General features: G+C 56.3%; 13 protein-coding genes. 7 read left to right on the top strand and 6 right to left on the bottom strand.

From position 1 onward, the window contains the following. Positions 1 to 553: 553 nt before the first annotated feature. Complete coding sequence (locus PK28_RS19180; protein WP_048826063.1) at positions 554 to 1,120, top strand: hypothetical protein; 567 nt, start codon at positions 554 to 556, stop codon at positions 1,118 to 1,120. Positions 1,121 to 1,202: 82 nt separating this feature from the next. Here PK28_RS19180 and priA read toward each other — a convergent pair whose 3' ends face one another. The 6 genes from priA to rpsF form a co-directional block, all read right to left on the bottom strand. Then, complete coding sequence (gene priA, locus PK28_RS13905) at positions 1,203 to 3,743, bottom strand: replication restart helicase PriA (protein ID WP_044514811.1); 2,541 nt, start codon at positions 3,741 to 3,743, stop codon at positions 1,203 to 1,205. 220 nt (positions 3,744 to 3,963) lie between these two features. Further along, positions 3,964 to 5,997, bottom strand: a complete 2,034-nt coding sequence (locus PK28_RS13900) for a thioredoxin domain-containing protein (RefSeq protein ID WP_044517184.1) — start codon at positions 5,995 to 5,997, stop codon at positions 3,964 to 3,966. A 60-nt stretch (positions 5,998 to 6,057) separates the two neighbouring features. Next, positions 6,058 to 7,977 carry a GSCFA domain-containing protein gene (locus PK28_RS19175; protein ID WP_048826061.1) on the bottom strand — a complete coding sequence of 640 codons (1,920 nt, stop codon included), beginning with the start codon at positions 7,975 to 7,977 and terminating at the stop codon, positions 6,058 to 6,060. A 238-nt stretch (positions 7,978 to 8,215) separates the two neighbouring features. After that, a complete protein-coding gene (gene rplI / locus PK28_RS13890; RefSeq protein ID WP_044514809.1) occupies positions 8,216 to 8,659 on the bottom strand; it encodes a 50S ribosomal protein L9 in 444 nt (147 codons plus the stop codon). A gap of 2 nt (positions 8,660 to 8,661) precedes the next feature. Next, on the bottom strand, positions 8,662 to 8,913 hold the full coding sequence (gene rpsR / locus PK28_RS13885) for a 30S ribosomal protein S18 (protein WP_044514807.1): 252 nt from the start codon (positions 8,911 to 8,913) through the stop codon (positions 8,662 to 8,664). 4 nt (positions 8,914 to 8,917) lie between these two features. Continuing rightward, positions 8,918 to 9,295, bottom strand: a complete 378-nt coding sequence (gene rpsF, locus PK28_RS13880; RefSeq protein WP_044514803.1) for a 30S ribosomal protein S6 — start codon at positions 9,293 to 9,295, stop codon at positions 8,918 to 8,920. A 413-nt stretch (positions 9,296 to 9,708) separates the two neighbouring features. Here rpsF and PK28_RS13875 point away from each other — a divergent pair, with 413 nt between their 5' ends. The 6 genes from PK28_RS13875 (at position 9,709) to PK28_RS13850 (ending at position 18,254) form a co-directional block, all read left to right on the top strand. Beyond that, positions 9,709 to 11,019, top strand: coding sequence for a cytochrome c3 family protein (locus tag PK28_RS13875; protein WP_231576167.1), 1,311 nt, complete (start codon positions 9,709 to 9,711; stop codon positions 11,017 to 11,019). A 103-nt stretch (positions 11,020 to 11,122) separates the two neighbouring features. Then, on the top strand, positions 11,123 to 14,155 hold the full coding sequence (locus tag PK28_RS13870) for a TAT-variant-translocated molybdopterin oxidoreductase (protein WP_044514801.1): 3,033 nt from the start codon (positions 11,123 to 11,125) through the stop codon (positions 14,153 to 14,155). 73 nt (positions 14,156 to 14,228) lie between these two features. Then, positions 14,229 to 15,683 (top strand): NrfD/PsrC family molybdoenzyme membrane anchor subunit, encoded by a 1,455-nt coding sequence (nrfD, locus tag PK28_RS13865; protein WP_231576166.1) that lies wholly within the window; start codon positions 14,229 to 14,231, stop codon positions 15,681 to 15,683. Then, a complete protein-coding gene (locus tag PK28_RS13860) occupies positions 15,676 to 16,200 on the top strand; it encodes a DUF3341 domain-containing protein (RefSeq protein WP_044514800.1) in 525 nt (174 codons plus the stop codon). The genes nrfD and PK28_RS13860 overlap by 8 nt, the downstream gene beginning before the upstream one ends. Then, positions 16,200 to 16,943, top strand: a complete 744-nt coding sequence (locus PK28_RS13855; RefSeq protein WP_044514798.1) for a c-type cytochrome — start codon at positions 16,200 to 16,202, stop codon at positions 16,941 to 16,943. Before PK28_RS13860 ends, PK28_RS13855 begins: the two co-directional genes overlap by 1 nt. Positions 16,944 to 16,949: 6 nt before the next feature. Then, positions 16,950 to 18,254: a hypothetical protein gene (locus PK28_RS13850; RefSeq protein WP_044514795.1), complete on the top strand. Its 1,305-nt coding sequence runs from the start codon at positions 16,950 to 16,952 to the stop codon at positions 18,252 to 18,254. The last annotated feature ends 72 nt before the right edge of the window (positions 18,255 to 18,326 follow it).

The raw sequence follows: 18,326 nt of genomic DNA, 5'->3' as shown, positions 1-18,326 counted from the left end.
ACGAAAGTGCTCAACCTATTCTTAACAGCTAGCATGCAGCAGCATGGCACGTATGCCCATGCTGTAAGAGCCATTAGGGCCTAAAATGTTCCTTGCTCTTCTATTCAACGCATTTTTATCGGAACAAGTGTGTGGTGAATGCTTAAGACAGTAGCCGGTACTTATCAGTTGCCGGTGCATAGTTTAATGTCTTTTAGCTACGCGTGAAAAAATAGCCTGGGTATGCTTCTGCTCTAAAACAACATCTGCGTAATAGGCTGAAAGCCATTTTGCTGCCTCAGATGGTGCTGCTTTTCATGGGCAGAAGCCGCCTGCCTGCTTCTCTCTGGCACCCGGGCCAGACAGCTGTAGACAAGGAGTAAACGCTAACCAAAGGCATTATGAAAGGCGGGCTACATAACAATATTGCGGGAAAGTAGAATTCTCTTTCTGTTGCCTTGGGAATTTTATTAGCTATAATTGCAGTAAGCAAAGGCACTGACATCTCCGATGATGGCTCCTTACTCTCACCGCTTACTCCCGAAATTTTCTTTTTCACCTTTCCCAAACTCCTATGAAACAACATTTCCACTACCTGCGCCAGAGCCTGGCAGCTCTGGTTGTTGTAGCCGCTGGCCTAAGTAGCTGCAGCCGCGCTGAGTATGCCATGCTGCCCAAAACTACGCCTTACCACGGTACTGAGCGTGTAGCAGCCGCTAAGCCTGCTCCCGTAGCGGTAGCCGCCGAAGAAGTAGCTGTAGCTGCACCAGCTTTGGAGGCTGCTCCAGTAGCTGCGGCTCCCAAAGCAGCACCCGCCACTACCGCCGAGGCTGCCCGGGCTGCTTCGCACGCCATGGCTACTGCTTCGCCCAAGAAAATGAGCACCCTGCAGAAAGTAGCCGTGGGCAAAGTAGCCAAGCAAATGACCAAGCTGGCGCAAAAAGCACAGGTGAAAACCCACAGCGACACGGCCAAGGCTGATGCGTTGAGCGGCAACATCCGCAAGGGTATCATTCTGTTGCTGATTGGTTTGCTGATTTCGCTGTTCAGCGGTATTAGCGCCATCTTTGGTATCCTGGGCGGCATCATTGCCATCATTGGTATCATCTTCATCATCCTGGGCCTGCTCGACGAGGTATAAGTCTGACGCAACCCCTGGTATGCCAAAGCGCCCCGGCCATGATATGGTCGGGGCGCTTTCTTTATGGTTGTTGATAAAGGAGTTACATCGGGTCTACATCGGCCACAAAGCGCGCCTGCTTGTATTCCTTCTGGTCCTTCACCGCATTAATGGCCGCCAGAATATCCGCCTTGGCCGATTTCAGCACCGTATGCTCGCGGCTGAGCTTGATGGTAATCTCCTGCAGGTAGAAGTTGCGGATGCGGAAGATGTACGGCGCTTCCGGCCCCAGCACGGCCTCGCGGCCCAGCCGGTCTACCAGCTCATTGGTCAGCAGAATGGCGGCGCCCTCAGCCAGGTGCTGGTCCATGTGCTTTACCGTGAGCCGAATGACGCGCATAAAGGGCGGAAAACCGTACTCGCGCCGCTGCAGAATTTCGTACTCGTAAAACTCGATATAGTCGTTACGGATGACCTTGTCGAAAATCACCTGCATAGGGTCGCCGGTCTGAATGATGACCTTGCCTTTTTTTCCCTTGCGCCCGGCACGTCCGCTCACCTGCACAAACATCTGAAAGGCCCGCTCGTGTGCCCGGAAATCGGGGTAGTGAATGATGCTGTCAGCGTTGATGATGCCCACCAGGCTCACGTTGGCAAAGTCCAGCCCCTTGGTCACCATCTGGGTACCCACCAGCACGTTGGTCACCTGCTTCTCGAAGTCAGAAATAATCTGCTGATAGGAGTTTTTGGCGCGGGTAGTGTCCAGGTCCATGCGCTGCACGTTGGCCTGGGGCAGCATGACTTTCAGGTCGTCCTCAATCTTTTCGGTGCCGAAGCCCACCGTTTTGAGGTTGCGGGAGCCACAGGCCGGGCATTCCACCGGCATCCGGTCGTGGTAGCCGCAGTAGTGGCAGCGCAGCTCGTGGGCGTGCTTGTGGTAGCTGAGACTCACGGCGCAGTTCTGGCACTTCGGAATCCAGCCGCAGTCGAGGCAGTTGATGAAAGGGGAGTAGCCGCGCCGGTTCTGAAACAGGATAATCTGCTCTTTCAGGGCCAGCTTCGTCTCCATTTCCGTCATCAGCTCGGGCGTGAAGTGGTTGTGCATCTTCTTTGCATCCCGCGACTTGCGCGTATCCACCAGCACAATTTCTGGCAGGCCGGCCTCGCCAAAACGCTTGCTCAACGTAACCAGCCCATAGCGGCCGGCGCGGGCCTGGTAATAGGTTTCCACCGCCGGCGTGGCCGAGCCCAGCAGGGTTTTAGCCCCCTGGAAGTTGGCCATCATCAAAGCCACTTCGCGGGCGTTGTAGCGCGGGGCCGGGTCGTACTGCTTGTAGCTGGATTCGTGCTCTTCGTCCACGATAATCAGCGACAGATTATCAAACGGTAGGAACACCGCGGAGCGCACACCTACCACCACCTGAAAGCGGCCGGAAAGCACGCCGTTCCACACTTCCACCCGCTCGTTGTCGGAGAATTTGGAGTGATATACGCCCAACCTTGTGCCAAATACGCGCATCAGGCGGGTTACAATCTGGGCCGTGAGGGCAATTTCGGGCAACAGATACAGCACCTGTCCGCCGCCTTCCATGGCCTTCCGAATCAGGTCGATGTAGATTTCGGTTTTGCCGGCGCCCGTTACGCCGTGCAGCAGCACAATGTCTTTCTCCCCGAAGTGCTGCAGCACTTCGTCGCGGGCCGTGGTCTGGGCTTCGCTGAGGGTGAAAGTAATCTTGGCTTCCGGCGAATCATCCAGCGGAAAGCGCGACACAATCACGTCAAACTGCTCCAGCACGCCGTTCTTGATCAGCGTATTGACGGCCGAAGCCGAAAGGTGCGGTGCGCTGGTGAGGTAGGCTTTTTCGATGCCCTGGTGGTTGCGGTGCTCGTTCTGGTACACGGGCACCTTCTGCAGGTAGCGCATCAGCACATCCAGCTGCTTGGCCCGGGTAGCCAGCTGCGCAAACAGGCTTTCCAGTGCCGCCTCAGCCACAAAATGGTGGGCCAGCCGCACCTTCTTCACCACTTTAGGCGAGTATTTATCGGCTAAGTGCTCAAACAGAAAGATGACGTCTTTCTGCATCAGGGACTTGATGACCCGGTGAAACGAGGTGATGCCAAGGATTTCACCTACATCCGTAAAGGTAAGTGACTTACCTTCTTCCCCAGTGTTCAGGGCGTCTACTACTTTTTGCTCCTGCTCACTGAGCGGGTAGGGGCTTTCCTCGGCCACAAAGGCCGGATGCAGCTGCACGCGGCTTTCCGAGCTGAGCTTGAGGGCGGAGGGAAGGGCCGCATTAATGACCTCGCCCAGCGTGCACATATAGTAGTCGGCCATCCAGCGGAACAGCTTCAGCTGAGGCTGCGTCACTACGGGCGCATCGTCAATAAACTCCAGAATGTACTTGGCCTGGTACTCCTTGGGCGGATTTTCATGCACGGCCGCCACAATGCAGCTGAGCGTTTTTTTAGCACCGAACTGCACAATCACGCGGCCACCCACCACAACCTGGTCGTTCAGCTCGAAGGGTACGCGGTAGGTGTACAGCTTGGGCAGCGGGAGCGGCAGAATCACGTCGGCAAACAGCGTGACGCGGTCTACGGCCGCCGGCTCGGGCTGAACAAAGTCAAAAGAAAGGCTCAAAGGAAAATCAGACTGGAAGCGAAGAGTAAAGATAGCAGGTTGCAGCGCTGACTTTGTAATGGCCCCTCGCTAAATAACAGTAGCGCGCATCGTAGCCCAACAAGTAGCGCGAAGCTCCGGCTTCGCGTAGGAGCGCAGCGAGTTCCTACGCGTTGCGCATACGTCAGCATACGACTGCTACTCGCTACGCTCGTTCGCAAAGCTGGAGCTTCGCGCTACTTTACAGCTGGGCCAGCAACTCGGCTACGGTGTGTACCGGCAGCTGGCAGGCGCGATTAAAGCACAAATACAGCGTGGTTTCGCCATTTCGCGCCGTACGGCCCTGCAGCAGCGGCAGCGAACTGGAATGCTTGGCGCCAGCCAGCACGGCATTGGGTAAATAGTGCCGGCTGAGTTCCTGCCGACGTACTTCGGCCTCCGGGCCCACCACCACCAGCTCGGCCGTAGGCCGCAGCAGCGCGGCATAGAGGGAGGCCCAATTGGTGAGATGTTGTGGCTCCCGCACTACCAGATCCTGCACCCGGCGCAGCATGGCAGCGGCCAGCTCCGTGTAGCGGGCATTGTCCAGGTGCAGGCCCAGCCGGTGCAGGTTGTGGGCCATCAGGGAGTTGGAGGCGGGAATTACATTGTCAAATAGCTCCTTTTTGCGGGCAATAAGCGCTTCGCCGGTGGCATCGGTATAGAAAAACTGCTCTTCAGTAGGGTCGAAGAAGTTGGTCAGCGTGTATTCCGTGAGCTGTTCCGCTTCGCGCAGCCAGCTTTCATCAAAGGTTGCTTCGTAAAGGCTGATGAAGGCCTTGATGACAAGAGCATAATCTTCCAGAAACGCACTGATAGTAGCCCGGCCATTTTTGTAGTTGCGGAACAGCCCGGCACCATGGCGGAGGTTTTGCTGAATGAACTGCGCGTTGCGGAGCGCCAGGCCCAGAAACTCAGTTTCCCCAAAGGCCCGGTAGGCATCTATCAGCCCCTGCAGCATCAAAGCATTCCAGCCGGTCAGGATTTTATCGTCTAGCCCGGGACGGATGCGCGTTTCGCGCACGGCCATCAGCTTCTGCTTCCAGCCCCGCACCATATCAGCCAGCACGCCCGGCGTGAGCTGGTGGGCCTGGGCAAATTCGGCGTCGGACTGGCGGCGGTGCAGAATATTGCGGCCGTGTTCCCAGTTGCCGAGGGCCGTGCAGTTGTAGTAATCCGAAGCCAAGGGTTCTTCGTCGCCCAGAATTTCGCGCAGCTCGTCTTTGGTGAAGACGTAGAACTTGCCTTCTTCGCCTTCGCTATCAGCATCAAGCGAGGAGTAGAAGCCGCCTTCCGGGCTCATCAGCTCCCGTTGCACGAAGTGGATGGTATCGTACACTACCTCCCGAAAAAGCACGTCCTGTGTTACCTGGTAGGCTTCGGCGTAAAGGCTCACCAGCTGCCCGTTATCATAGAGCATCTTCTCGAAGTGGGGCACCAGCCATTCGGCATCCACGGAATAGCGGGCAAAACCGCCGCCAGCCTGGTCGTAGATGCCGCCCCAGGCCAGTTCCCGGAGCGTGAGCAGGGTTTGGTCCAGCACGGCTTGGCTGCCGGTGAGCTGGTGGGTGCGCAGCAGAAAGCGCCAGATGCTGGGCATGGGAAACTTGGGGGCGCGGTTCATGCCGCCCCGCTCCCGGTCGAAGTTCTTCGCCAGGTTATACACCAGCAGCTTAAACTGCTCATCGGATAAGCCTTCGGCAGCTTGCGGAATGCGGTATTTGTCCAGGTCGCTGGCTTGCAGCACCTGCGCAAACTGCTCGGCGGAGGCGTCCAGCTCCTTGCGCTGGTCGCTTTTATAAGCCTGCCCGATGCTTTCCAGCAGCTGCGTCCAGTTGCGGGGCGGGAAATAGGTGCCGCCGTAAAAGGGCTTGGCTTCGGGGTTGAGAAACACATTTAAGGGCCAGCCGCCCTGCAGCCCCATGGTGTGTAGGGCATCCATATATACCTGGTCCACATCGGGGCGCTCTTCCCGGTCTACCTTAATGCACACAAAATGCTGGTTCATCACCTCCGCAATGCGCGCATTCTCAAACGACTCCCGCTCCATGACGTGGCACCAGTGGCAGGCCGCGTACCCTATGCTTACAATGATGGGCTTTTGTTCCGTGCGGGCCCTGGTGAGGGCTTCCTCACCCCACGGGTACCAGTTTACCGGGTTGTGAGCATGCTGCAGCAAATAGGGGCTCGATTCCTGGGCCAGGCGGTTAGTATGGGTGGGATTAGCCGAGTTCATAGCGTAAGGGAAATAGGTAAGAATAACAAAACCCGGCTGGAAGGGGGCCGGGTTTTGCATTTACGAATTCTGAGGGGCTTCGTCCGGGCTGACCGGCTTTTTTCGGGGTGGCCGGCCGCGCTTTTTAGGGGCGGCAGGTTCTCCCGAATCGGAGGCCGGTGGAGAGGGCGCAGCCACCGCTTTAGGTTTTGGCGGTGGTGGCAGAGCCTTCTTTTCTTTAGCAGGTGTTGCGCGGCGGGCCGGTCGTCTGGCTTTCGGCTTGGCCGGTACTTCAGAAGCAGCCTGAACCGGTGCCGGTTCGGGAGCAGGAGAAGCAATGAATGGCGCTACCGGGGCTGCCTCAACCGGGGGCGCAGGAGTTGCCGGCGCAGCAGCCTCTATAGGCTGTTCCGGGCTGGTGGTGCTTTTAGCCGGGCGGCGAGGCTTGCGGTTGGCCGAGGCCCGTACCTGGCTGGCCGTACGCCGGGCCGGGCGTTTGTTTGTCGCCGGGGTAGGCTCTGCCGGCACCAATTGCTCTTCTACCGGCGGCACTTCTCCGGGTCCAGGGGCGGCTAATACAGCTGGTATAGCTTCCTGCGCCGCTGCCTTGCGGGAGGCCTCGTACATGGCCGCTGCTTTGGCTACGGCCGGCGGCAGGGCCGGGTGTGGTGCCGGGGTAGGAGCAGAGGGAGCAGTAGGCTCCGGTACTTCCGCAACGGGCTCTGGGGTTTCACTGATAACAGCTTCGGCCGGCGCGGCCAGGGCCGCCAGCTGGGCAGCTTTCTTGTTTTTGTTGCGCTTGGCGCCGCCACGAGTACGGCGCTTCTTTTTGAATGGTACTTCCGGCGTAGCTGCCTCGGTGGCAACGGGCATTGCGGCTGCGCTGCTAACAACTTCCTCAGCCGGCTGGCGGGGCTCTTCTACCGGAGCCAGGCTAACTACCTCAGCTTCGCCGCCCACATCAATGCGCTCCTCATCATCCTCCACTTCGGGCTCGGGCAGGGGCTGAATCTTTGGCGGCGGAGGCAACTGGACAATCTGCTTGTGTAGCTGGCGGATTTCGGCGCGCAGATCTACCTGGCTGCCCAGGCGCTGCATACGCTCCAGGGTAGTTTCCAGGAAATGCCGGTGCTCCGGCGAGCCTTCGTACAGCGGGCGGTGGGCCAGGGCCTGCCGCACCGATTCCCACTCTTTCTTAAACCGGCCGAAGTTGGCATCGAAATACGTGCGGCTAAACTTCTCCCAGATATAGTCCTCGGCCACAGCCGACGGATGGAGCATATCGGAAGCGTAGAACCGGTAGTCGCGCAAATCATCCAGCAGCAGCTCGTAGGCCGGGAAATAGCTCACATCGGGTAGCAACTCACTCAGGTAGTGGCAGGCCACGCGCAGCACCGATTTGCTGACCGAGTTCAGCGGGAGCGTATCCTTCAGGTGGCGCACCGGGCTTACGGTGAGTACAAACCGCAGCTTAGGGTTCTTGCGCCGCAGGTAGGCATGCGTTTCGGCTACCGCATTTATAATCTCATCCGGCGTGAGCATTTCCTTCTCAAAGCGCTCCGCCGGCAGCTTGTGGCAGTTATTAACCAGCTCCTGGGTTTCTTTCAGGCGGTAAGTAAAGGCCGTGCCCAGCGTCAGCATCACCACATCAGCCTGGGCCAGAAAGGCGCCGGTGCGTTGCACTACGTCTTGTATTTGCTGCAGCAGCACTACCGGCGAAGCCGCCCCAATGGAGGCATGCAGGTCGTAGCTCTGCCAGCGGCCGCGGGCCTCCACCAAATGCTGCTGCCAGTCCATATCCTCGCCGGCGGCCGCGCGCAGCAGCTGACACGCTACTACGGGGTTGAACACCGTGCCGAAGGGGTTAACCAGCGTAGATACTTTAAAATCGGTGAGGCGGCTGCCAATGGTTTCCGAAAAACAGGAACCTATGGTTAATACCCGCGCCGAAAGGGGCAGTTGCTGAGGATGAGGCGTAAGCGGGAGTTCAGTACGGAACATCAGAATAAGTTCGACCCAAGATGGGCCGCGGATAAAGGACGGGCCCCTGCTTGCCATTACAAGCAGGCAGCACTGGGGCCAGCCAAAAGATACGACCGAAACAGAAAGATAAAGTTGTTTGGGCCTGTACAAAGGTAACAGCCCGTCTCACTTCCTACCTACTGGCTGCGCTATTGGTTGTATGTAATAAAAAAAGCCCGTCCACAGTAGCGGACGGGCTTTTTTCAAAACGAAGTGCTTACTCAGCTACTACGTTGAAGCGAACCTGGTGCTTCACTTCTTTGTGCAGGTTGATGGTAGCGGTGTACTCACCGGCTACGGATGGCTCCTGGTCAAAAGAAATGCGCTTACGGTCAACGTCGATACCCTTGTTTTTCAGGGCCTCAGCCAACTGCAGCGTGGTAACACGGCCAAAGATTTTGCCGCTTTCACCCACCTTAGCGGGGATATCCAGAACTACAGCACCGATTTTGTCGGCAATGGCCTGCGCGTCGCCTTTTACTTTGTCAGCTTTGTGGGCTGCCTGGCGTACGTTCTCGGCTACGATTTTCTTGTTGGTCTTGTCGGCCAGAATAGCCAGACCCTGCGGCAGCAGGTAGTTGCGACCATAACCGGGCTTTACAGTAACGATGTCGTTCTTGTAGCCGAGGTTCTTAACGTCGTCTTTCAGAATTACTTCCATGTCTATTTCAGCGAGTCAGTTACGTACGGCATGAGGGCCAGGTGACGGGCTTTTGCCACGGCCTGAGCCACTTTGCGCTGGAATTTCAGGCTGGTGCCGGTGATGCGACGGGGCAGGATGCGGCCCTGCTCATTCACAAATTTCAGCAGGAAGTTCGGGTCTTTGTAGTCCACGTACTTAATGCCGGCTTTCTTGAAGCGGCAGTACTTGGTACGCTGCTCCTGCTTGTGGATTCTTTCGTTTGCGAGGCTCATGGTCTTACTGGGCTACGGCTTCGTTTTCTTTTTTGGCTTTCTGCTGGTTCATCTCACCTTTCCGGCGACGCTCGCTGTAAGCTACAGCGTGCTTGTCCAGAACGGTGGTCAGGAAGCGGATAACCCGCTCGTCACGACGGAACGCAATTTCCAGCGTATCCACGATGTTGCCCGAGCCAGTGAACTCTACCAGGAAGTAATACCCGGTGTTTTTCTTCTGAATCGGATAAGCCAGCTTGCGCAGGCCCCAGTTTTCCTGGTTGATAATGTCGGCGCTATTTTCCTTAAGCACCTGGGTGAACTTCTCGACCGTCTCTTGCACCTGGCTCTCGTTCAACACGGGAGTCAGAATGAAGACCGTCTCGTAATTTCTTACTTCCATTACGACGGGGTGAAAATTGTGGTGAAAAAACTAATGAGGGCGCAAAGATACTCTTTTTCAACACAAGCCTATTATAAGGAGTTGTTTTATTCCTTCTGAGCTGGAAAGAATTAGCTGATAATCAGATATCCATAAACATTGAGGTAGTAGAGGCAGTAGTACCTGTGGTTCTATGATGTTTGTCAGGAATGAGGAGGCGAAGATTCTGGCACATTTTCCATCCTTATATAGAAGAGGCACAGGCGAATGTTTTTTAGAACTATTCTACACAAGCTGCAAATGGCGAAAATTAGCCTACGCAGGTTTGTTCTAAACCATTCGCGACCTACATTTGTGGCCTTGAAGCCCCCCGCGTTTCCTTTTTCCAGTCAACCTGTGCTATGGATAGCATCCGACTTCGTTCCCTTCCCCATTTGTTTCTTGCTCTCTTACTGACGTTTGTCACCTTATTCAGTGCTTCGGCGCAGGATGTAGGGTCGGCGCCAGCCGTGAGTAAAGAAGGTGTGGTGCCCGGCGCTACGGCCGCGGCTGCCCCTGCTGCTGCGGCAGGTGCCACCACCGGTGATGCCGCTGCAATTGCCGCCGGCGACGCCCTTTTCAAAGGCAACTGCGCCCAGTGCCACGCCATTAATGAAAAAGTAGTGGGCCCGGCCCTGGCAGGTATTGCCAAGCGCCGCCCCATGTCCTGGATTATTCCATGGGTGAAGAACTCCAGCAAAGTAGTGGCCAGCGGCGACGACTATGCGGTGAAGATCTTCAACGAGTACCAGAAGCAGCAGATGCCCAGCTTCCAGCTGTCGGATGCTGAAATTACTTCTATCGTTTCCTACATCACCGCGGAGGAAAGCAAAGCCCCCGCAGGTGGTGGTGCGCCAGCGCAAGTAGCCGGTGCTGACGGTGCTGCTGGTGGTGCTACTGCCGCTGCAGGTACCGAAGCCGGTGCCGGTAAGTACGTAGACCTGCTGCTGATTGTATTGGTAGTGGTGCTGATTGTACTGGTGGTAACGCTGGTCATCATTGCCAACATCATGAAAGATGTGCTGCGTGGCCGCAAAGACCTCGACGGTCGGGATGTGGAGCTGCTGGAACAACGCTTCGACTGGTCGCAGCTATACAAGTCTAAACTGATCCGGGGCCTGGCGCTGGGTATTTTTGTACTGGTAGTACTATATGAGTCGGTGCAGGGTGTTATGGCCATCGGTCTTAACCAGGGTTACCAGCCTACGCAGCCCATTGCCTTCTCGCACAAGCTGCACGCTGGTCAGCACCAGATCAACTGCGCCTACTGCCATACCTCGGTGTACAAGAGCAAGTCGGCTAATATTCCTTCGGCTAACATCTGTATGAACTGCCACTCGCAGATCAAGACGGAGTCGCCGGAAATCAAGAAAATCTACCGGGCAATTCAGAAGAACCAGCCCATTCAGTGGGTGCGGATTCACAACCTGCCTGACCTGGCTTACTTCAACCACTCGCAGCACACCCAGGTGGGCGGCATTGAGTGCCAGACCTGCCACGGTCCTATCCAGAATATGGACGTGGTGTACCAGTACTCGGCTCTGACCATGGGCTGGTGCATCAACTGCCACCGCGAAACCCCGCTCAACACGAAGGGCAACGCCTACTACGATAACCTCGTGAAGCTGCACGACAAAGAGAATGGCGCTGTGCCGTTCACGGTGTCGTCCAACGGCGGCACGGAGTGTTCGAAGTGCCACTACTAAGAAAGGTTTTGGGGAATGGGTTTCAGGTTTTGATCTGAAACCCTTTCTGCTCCCAAATAGCCAATACCCAACCCCAATACCGAATACCACAATACCCCACACGATGCAAGAGTCGCCTAAGTACTGGAAGGGAATTGAGGAACTGGAGAATTCGCCGGAATTCGTGAAGGATGCCTTCTCGGAGTTTGCAGATTATCTGCCGGTGAAGGAATCCTTTGGCTCTTCCGACGCCACGGTTGCCCCGCGCCGCGACTTCCTCAAGCTGATGGGCTTCGGCATTGCCGCGGCCACCCTGGCCAGCTGCGAAACGCCGGTCCGCAAAGCCATTCCTTATCTGAATAAGCCGCAGGAAGTAGATCCGGGCATTGCCAACTTCTACGCCTCTACCTATTTCACGGGTCAGGATTATAACAGTGTGCTGGTGAAAACCCGCGAGGGCCGTCCAATCAAACTGGAAGGCAACCCGGAGTCGCCTATCACGCGTGGTGGCCTGTCGGCCCGGGCGCAAGCCTCGGTGCTGAGCCTCTACGATGGTGGCCGCCTGCAGCACTTCGCCATCAAAGGCCAGAGAGCTGAGAAGGACCGCGTAGACCAGGAAATCCGGGCTGCGCTGGCGGCTACCACGGGCAAAATTGCCATTGTGTCGCCTACCATTATCAGCCCTTCTACCAAAAAGGTAATTGCTGAGTTTGCTTCGCGCTACCCCAGCACGGAGCACGTGATGTACGATGCCAACTCGGCATCGGGCCTGCTGCGCGCCAATGGTGGCGTAGTTCCCGCTTATGACTTCGGCAAAGCCGACGTGATTGTAAGCCTGGGCGCCGATTTCCTCGGTACCTGGCTCTCGCCGGTGGAGTTTGCCCGTCAGTACGTCTCCAACCGCAAAGTATCCAGCGACAAGAAGACCATGTCGCGCCACTTCCAGTTCGAGTCAGCACTGTCGCTGACGGGTTCCAACGCCGACGTACGCGTGCCGTTGAAGCCCTCAGAACTGGGTGCTGCTACCCTGGCGCTGTATAACGAAGTAGTAGGCGGTGGCGCCGGCTCCTCGTACAACAACGCTCAGTTGAAGAAAGCTGCCGCTGAGCTGAAAGCTGCCCGTGGCCGTGGCCTCGTGGTGTCCGGCTCCAACGACCCGGCAATTCAGACGCTGGTAGCTGCCATCAACAGCAGCCTCGGCTCTACGGCCGTTGACCTGGCTAACCCTTCCATGATCCGTCAGGGCGACGACGCCCGCATGACGCGTCTGGTGAATGAGCTGAAAGCCGGTTCCGTAGGCGCGGTGATTTTCTACAACGCCAACCCGGTGTACGACCACCCGATGGGTGACGTGGTGAAGGCTGCTCTGCCCAACGTAAAGCTCACCATCTCTCTCAACGACCGTCTCGACGAGACTGGTTCGCTGTGCACTTACTCGGTTCCGGATCATCACTATCTGGAGTCGTGGAATGACTACGAGCCTAAGCGCGGCTTCCTGAGCCTGGCTCAGCCCGCTATTTCGCCGCTGTTTGCTACCCGTCAGGCACAGGATTCGCTGCTGACCTGGGCCGGCAATCCTTCCAGCTACTACAACTTCCTCCGCAACCAGTGGAAAGGTCTGCTGGGCGGCAACTTCCAGAAAGGCTGGGATAAGGCCGTGCACGATGGTGTGGCGCTGGGTACGGCTTCGGCTGCACCGGCTGCTCCGGTAGCACCCGCCATGGGTGTGAGCGAAGCTGTTTCAGCTATCAACTCCGCTCCTAAGGGCTCGGGCGTTGAACTGGCTATCTACGAGAAAGTAGGTATCGGCAACGGCTCCGAAGCCAACAACCCCTGGCTGCAGGAACTGCCCGACCCGGTATCGAAAGCTACCTGGGGCAACTACGTAGCCGTGCCGCGTGCTATGGCCGTGGCCCAGAAGTGGGAGCAGGGCGACGTACTGAAGGTGACGGCGAATGGTAAATCCGTAGAGTTGCCCGTGCTGATTCAGCCCGGCCAGGCTGCCGGTTCCGTGAGCATTGCTCTGGGCTATGGCCGCCAGTTGGCGGGCAAAGTAGGCAACAACGTGGGTGCCAACGTGTACCCCATGGCTACGATGCGCAATGGCGCTGTTATCTATGCCAACAACGTAACGCTGGAAAATACTGGTGCTAAGTCACCAATTGCCCAGACGCAGACGCACCACACCATCATGGACCGTAAGTCGGTGGTGCAGGAGTCTACGCTGAAGCAGTATATCGAAAACCCCCGCGAGGTTACCGAATACGAGAAGATTTCGACTCCCGATGGTTTGGAAGCGCCCGCCAAAGTATCTCTGTGGCAGGACTACGAATACAAGAACCACCACTGGGGTATGGCTATCGACCTCAACTCGTGCATTGGCTGCGGCTCGTGCGTGATTGGGTGCCAGGCGGAAAACAACGTAGCCGTAGTAGGCAAGCAGGAGGTTATCAACCGCCGCGAAATGCACTGGATGCGTATCGACCGCTACTACAGCTCCAGCGCACACAAGACTGATTTCGATACCAAAGGCAAGCTGGATACCTACGCGGCCATGGAAGACCCCTCCGAGAACCCCTCGGTTATCTTCCAGCCCATGATGTGCCAGCACTGCAACCACGCCCCCTGCGAAACGGTGTGCCCGGTACTGGCTACCACGCACAGCTCGGAAGGTCTCAACCAGATGACTTACAACCGTTGCGTAGGTACCCGCTACTGTGCTAACAACTGCCCGTACAAAGTGCGTCGCTTTAACTGGTTCTCGTACACTTCCAATGAGAAGTTTGAGAATGTAAACGGCCACATGTTCACGGATCTGGGCCGCATGGTGCTGAACCCGGACGTAACCGTACGGGCCCGTGGCGTGATGGAAAAGTGCTCGATGTGCGTACAGCGCATTCAGCTGGGTAAACTGGAAGCCAAGAAGCAGAAGCGTCGTCCGCAGGATGGCGAGATTGTGACGGCCTGTGCTCAGTCCTGCCCAACTCAGGCTATCGTATTCGGTGATATGCGCGATGCGGACTCCCGTATTGGTAAGCTGCTGCGCCGTGAAGACGGTGAGCGGGCCTTCCATGTACTGGATGCCATCAACGTGCAGCCGAACGTCACGTACCTGACTAAGATTCGCAACACGGAGAAGTCAGAGTTTAACGCCTAGAAAATGAGCTCCTTGGGAAGCAGTAGTACATCAGCACCAGTGTTTTCCCCATTACCAATTTAAGTCCAAAACTATGCAGCACGTATCGCCTGTACGGGAGCCGCTCGTAACCGGGGGGAAATCGTACCACGACGTCACCCAGGACGTGTGCCGCCAGGTAGAAGCCAAGCCGAATATTCGGTGGATGGCGGCCCTGAGCGTTGCCCTCTTTTTCCTCGGCATTTTCTTCTACTCCGTGTATCGCACTTTGTGGTACGGTATCGGGGAGTGGGGGCTGAACAAAACCATTGGCTGGGCCTGGGACATCACCAACTTCGTGTGGTGGGTAGGTATCGGCCACGCCGGTACGCTGATTTCGGCTGTACTGCTGCTGTTCCGTCAGAAGTGGCGTACCTCCATTAACCGGGCAGCTGAGGCAATGACCATCTTTGCCGTAATCTGCGCCGCCATGTTCCCGGTACTGCACATGGGCCGTCCGTGGCTGGCTTACTGGGTATTCCCCCTGCAAAACACGTTTGGCTCGCTGTGGGTGAACTTCAATTCGCCGCTGCTGTGGGACGTATTCGCTATTTCGACCTACTTCACGGTATCCCTGGTATTCTGGTACACGGGTCTGGTGCCGGACTTCGCTACCATCCGTGACCGTGCTAAAGGCCCGATTGCCAAAGTAGCTTACTCACTGCTGAGCATGGGCTGGAAAGGCTCGGCCAAGCACTGGTCGCGCTACGAGACGGTGTCCCTGATTCTGGCCGGTGTTTCTACGCCGCTGGTACTGTCGGTACACACCATTGTATCCATGGACTTTGCTACCTCGGTAGTACCGGGCTGGCACACCACCATCTTCCCGCCTTACTTCGTTGCTGGTGCTATCTTCTCCGGCTTCGCTATGGTACTCACGCTGATGCTAATCACGCGGGTAGTATTTAAGCTGGAAGACTACATTACGCTGGAGCATATTGCCCTCATGAACAAAATCATGATGATTACGGGCTCTATTGTAGGTGTTGCTTATATCACGGAGTTCTTCATTGCTTGGTACTCGCAGGTAGAGTTTGAGCAGTACGCCTTCATCAACCGCGCTACCGGTCCTTACTGGTGGGCTTATGCGGCCATGATGACCTGCAACGTAATTACGCCGCAGCTGGTATGGATTCGTCGGGTGCGTTACAGCATCCCCGCCACGTTCATCCTGTCCATCATCGTGAACATCGGTATGTGGTTCGAGCGTTTCGTAATTATCGTAACCTCCCTGCACCGCGACTACCTGCCTTCAAGCTGGGCTATGTTCTCGCCGACTATCATCGATATCGGTATCTATGTAGGTACGCTGGGTTTGTTCTTCACCCTGTTCCTGCTCTTCGCCAAGTTCTTCCCCGTGATTAACATGGCGGAAGTGAAAGCAGTCCTGAAATACACCGTGGATAACGGCCCGACCTACACCGGTCATGACCCGCACCACGCTGCTCATCAACCCGCCACCCACGGGGTTCCGGCTTCGGCTCCTGTAAACTACGATAAGCATGACTAAGCGCTTCGCCCTCGGTATCTTCGACGACGAAGACGTGCTGCTGCACGCCGTTGAAAACGTCCGCGCAGCGGGCGTTAAGATCTACGAAGTTTTCACTCCGTTCCCGATTCACGGCATCGATGATGCCATGGGCATCGAACGTTCACGCCTTCCCATTGCCGCATTCTTCTACGGCATGACGGGCCTGGCCTTTGCTCTCTGGCTTCAGATTTACACCCTTGGGGTAGACTGGCCGATGATTATTGGTGGCAAGCCGCACATTGCGCTGCCGGCCTTTATCCCGGTTGCCTTTGAACTGACGGTGTTCTTCTGCTGCCACGGCATGGTAATCACCTTCTATGCCATCAGTAAGCTGTATCCCCGCTGGAAAACTCCGGTACTGGATGTGCGCTCTACCGATGACAAGTTTGTAATGGCTATTGAGCTGAAAGAGGGTACGGATCTGGGCCACCTGACCCAGCTGCTGCGTGCCAACGGTGCTTCGGAAGTGAACGAAAAAGAAATGTCTAAGTTCTAATGACGCATTCGCTGAAACTAACTCTGCAGGCGTCGGCATTGCTGTTCGCCGCGGTGGCCTCCACCGCCTGTAATCGGGCCGATGATCCGGGCATCGAGTATGCGCCGCAGATGTACGAGTCCATTCCGTACGACCCGCTCCGTCAGGTTAATGCCAACACGGTAAACCCAATGGGCATTAACGAGCGCACCCCCGTGGTGGGCACTGTTCCCCGGGGCAAGCTGAACTACTACGACCACATCGGCAAAGACAGCGTGTCTATTGCTGAGAAGACGCTGAAGAACCCTTACGCTTATACCAAAGCAAATCTGGAGGAAGGCAAGGTATTGTACCTGCGAAACTGCCAGCATTGCCACGGGGAGCAGGGCGACGGCCAGGGTCTGGTAGGGCAGAAGTTCAAGGGGGTGCCGAGCTACTCGACCGGCGCTTATAAGACCATGAACGAAGGCCACGTGTACCATGTAATTGAGTGGGGCAAAGGCCGCATGATGCCACATGGCTCGCAGGTAAACCCCGAGGAGCGCTGGAAAATTGCCATGTACGTCCGCGTACTGCAGCAAGGTAAAGGCCCCGATGGACTGGCGGACATGGTGAAAGCTGGTAGCGCTACCGCTGACGTTCCTACGGCCGACTCACCCATGAACTCCGGCGATATGAACGAGAATATGACTCAGGCTGGCTCGCGTAAAGCTTCCGAAACGCCTGGTCAGGGTGATACTGCAACTAACGGCAAGGCTAACTAATCCACTATGGCAACTCTGACGCATTACGAAAGCGCCACGGCTGAATACCTGGAGGTGTCGCCGCGCACGAATAGAAAGTTCCTCCTGATCTTAGTTGCCGGCGTGCTTCTGCTGGCTATTGGTCTGATTCTGTCTGCCATGGGTATAGGGGCGCATCACGAAGCTGCTGGTGCTGCCGCGCACGGAGCCGGGCACGCCCAGGCCGAGGGTTCTCCCATCTGGCTGAAGCGCCTAATTGTAAGTATTTGGCATAGCAACGTATTCTTTGTAGGGGTATCCGCCATTGGTACGTTCTTCGTGGCCCTGCAATACGTGTCGTATGCTGGCTGGTCAGTATTGATTAAGCGCATCAACGAGGCCATGAGCGCCTGGATTCTTCCCGGTGCTATTATTATGGTAGTAGTGTTCTTCCTGGGTCGTCATGACCTGTTCCACTGGACGCACGAAGGCATCATGGACCCCAAGTCGGAGCACTACGATGCTATTATTGCTGGCAAGAGTGGGTTCCTGAACATGCCTTTCTATGTAATCCGCATGCTGGTTTACCTGGGCATCTGGTGGTTTTTCTCCCAGCAGCTGCGCAAGCTGTCTTTAGCAGAGGACCTCAATGGCGGCACGGAGTACTTTCATAAGAGCATCAATGTATCGGCCCTGTTCCTGGTGCTGTATGCCGTTTCCTCGTCGATGTCGGCTTGGGACTGGGTGATGTCCGTGGACGTACACTGGTTCAGCACCATGTTCGGCTGGTATGTATTTGCTTCCTGGTGGGTTACGGGTATTGCCGCTACTACGCTCACGGCTATCTACCTGAAGCAGGCCGGCTACCTGCGTTTCCTGAACGCCAGCCACCTGCACGACCTGGGCAAGTTCATCTTCGGCTTCAGCATCTTCTGGACCTATGTATGGTTCTCCCAGTTTATGTTGATCTGGTACGCTAACCTTCCTGAAGAAGCCGTTTACTACAACCAGCGCCTGGGTGGCTTCAACGGCCAGTATACCTGGATTTTCTTCTTCAACCTGCTGATAAACTTTGCTTTCCCCTTCCTTGTTCTAATGACCAGGGATGCCAAGCGTCAGATGATCATGCTGAAAATTGTCTGCATTGCCGTTATCATCGGTCACTGGTCAGACTTCTATCTGATGTTTATGCCGGCAACCATGAAGGGGGATAGTGGATTCATCATCGAGATTGGCGTGGCCCTGATTTTCCTGGGTGCCTTCCTGATGTTATTTACCAAGCGTTTGTCACAAGCTTCGCTGGTTCCGGTACACCACCCGTTCCTGGACGAAAGCGTACACCATACCACCTAATTTTTAGCAGCTGGGAGCTGGAAGCCAACGGTTTACACCGGCTTCTGCCTCCCAGTTGTTAGCTTCTAACTC

It is taken from the genome of Hymenobacter sp. DG25B (genome assembly GCF_000801315.1).
In the GTDB taxonomy this organism is placed as follows: Bacteria; Bacteroidota; Bacteroidia; order Cytophagales; family Hymenobacteraceae; genus Hymenobacter.
This window is presented reverse-complemented; position numbering and strand designations above follow the sequence as displayed.

Bases quoted from the DNA above. Each gene is read 5' to 3' on its own strand.
- PK28_RS19180 (WP_048826063.1), top strand. From the start codon at position 554: ATGAAACAACATTTCCACTACCTGCGCCAGAGCCTGGCAGCTCTGGTT.
- PK28_RS13900 (WP_044517184.1), bottom strand. From the start codon at position 5,997: ATGAACTCGGCTAATCCCACCCATACTAACCGCCTGGCCCAGGAATCG.
- PK28_RS19175 (WP_048826061.1), bottom strand. From the start codon at position 7,977: ATGTTCCGTACTGAACTCCCGCTTACGCCTCATCCTCAGCAACTGCCC.
- rplI (WP_044514809.1), bottom strand. From the start codon at position 8,659: ATGGAAGTAATTCTGAAAGACGACGTTAAGAACCTCGGCTACAAGAAC.
- rpsR (WP_044514807.1), bottom strand. From the start codon at position 8,913: ATGAGCCTCGCAAACGAAAGAATCCACAAGCAGGAGCAGCGTACCAAG.
- rpsF (WP_044514803.1), bottom strand. From the start codon at position 9,295: ATGGAAGTAAGAAATTACGAGACGGTCTTCATTCTGACTCCCGTGTTG.
- PK28_RS13870 (WP_044514801.1), top strand. From the start codon at position 11,123: ATGCAAGAGTCGCCTAAGTACTGGAAGGGAATTGAGGAACTGGAGAAT.
- nrfD (WP_231576166.1), top strand. From the start codon at position 14,229: ATGCAGCACGTATCGCCTGTACGGGAGCCGCTCGTAACCGGGGGGAAA.
- PK28_RS13860 (WP_044514800.1), top strand. From the start codon at position 15,676: ATGACTAAGCGCTTCGCCCTCGGTATCTTCGACGACGAAGACGTGCTG.
- PK28_RS13855 (WP_044514798.1), top strand. From the start codon at position 16,200: ATGACGCATTCGCTGAAACTAACTCTGCAGGCGTCGGCATTGCTGTTC.
- PK28_RS13850 (WP_044514795.1), top strand. From the start codon at position 16,950: ATGGCAACTCTGACGCATTACGAAAGCGCCACGGCTGAATACCTGGAG.